Annotated in this window: 1 protein-coding gene; it reads left to right on the top strand. The window is 67.4% G+C overall.

Annotated elements, in window-relative coordinates:
- Positions 1–11 precede the first annotated feature (11 nt).
- A partial coding sequence (locus DIE11_RS35945) for a phosphomannomutase/phosphoglucomutase (protein ID WP_148093071.1) occupies positions 12–1,338 on the top strand: 1,327 nt, incomplete at its 3' end.

The following is a 1,338-nucleotide window of genomic DNA, read 5'->3' as shown; positions in this document are numbered from 1 at the left end:
AGAGAGAATCGATGATCTCCCAATCCATCTTCAAGGCATATGACATTCGCGGTGTGGTCGGCAAGACGCTCGACGCCGACACGGCGCGCGGGATCGGCCGGGCATTCGGCAGCGAAGTGCGCGCACAGGGCGGCGACGCGGTCGTCGTCGCGCGCGACGGCCGCCTGTCGGGGCCCGAGCTCGTCGGCGCACTTGCCGATGGCCTGCGTGCGGCGGGCGTCGACGTCGTCGACGTCGGCATGGTGCCCACGCCGGTCGGCTATTTCGCGGCGAGCGTGCCGCTTCCGCTGAAGGGCGGCGAGCGTCGCGTCGATTCGTGCATCGTCGTCACGGGCAGCCACAACCCGCCCGACTACAACGGCTTCAAGATGGTGCTGCGCGGCGCGGCGATCTACGGCGAGCAGATCCAGGCGCTGTACCGTCGCATCGTCGACGAGCGCTATGAGACGGGCAGCGGCTCGTACGAGGCATTCGACGTCGCCGACCAGTACATCGAGCGCATCGTCGGCGACGTGAAGCTCGCGCGCCCGCTGAAGCTCGTCGTCGACGCCGGCAACGGCGTCGCCGGCCCGCTCGCGACGCGCCTGTTCAAGGCGCTCGGCTGCACGCTCGTCGAGCGTTTCACCGACATCGACGGCACGTTCCCGAACCACCATCCCGATCCGGCACACCCGGAAAACCTGCAGGACGTGATCCAGGCGTTGAAGGACACCGACGCCGAGCTCGGCTTCGCGTTCGACGGCGACGGCGACCGCCTCGGCGTCGTCACGAAGGACGGCCAGATCATCTATCCGGACCGCCAGTTGATGCTGTTCGCGGAGGAAGTGCTGTCGCGCAACCCGGGCGCGCAGATCATCTACGACGTGAAGTGCACGCGCCATCTCGCGCAGTGGGTGAAGGCGAAGGGCGGCGAGCCGCTGATGTGGAAGACGGGCCATTCGCTCGTGAAGGCGAAGCTGCGCGAGACGGGCGCGCCGCTCGCGGGCGAGATGAGCGGCCACGTGTTCTTCAAGGATCGCTGGTACGGCTTCGATGACGGTCTCTACACGGGCGCGCGCCTGCTCGAGATCCTCGCGAAGACGGCCGATCCGAGCGCGGTGCTCAATGCGCTGCCGGACGCGATGAGCACGCCGGAGCTGCAGCTCTGGCTCGACGAAGGCGAGAACTTCCGCCTGATCGAGAAGCTGCAGAAGGAAGCGAAGTTCGACGGCGCCGACGAAGTCGTGACGATCGACGGCCTGCGTGTCGAGTACCCGGACGGCTTCGGCCTCGCGCGTTCGTCGAACACGACGCCGGTCGTCGTGATGCGTTTCGAATCGGAGACGCAGGAAGGGCTCG

Source organism: Burkholderia sp. Bp9012 (assembly GCF_003853825.1).
Lineage (GTDB): Bacteria > Pseudomonadota > Gammaproteobacteria > Burkholderiales > Burkholderiaceae > Burkholderia > Burkholderia diffusa.
The sequence above is the reverse complement of the archived record's forward strand: the minus strand, read 5'-3'. Positions and strand labels throughout refer to the sequence as shown.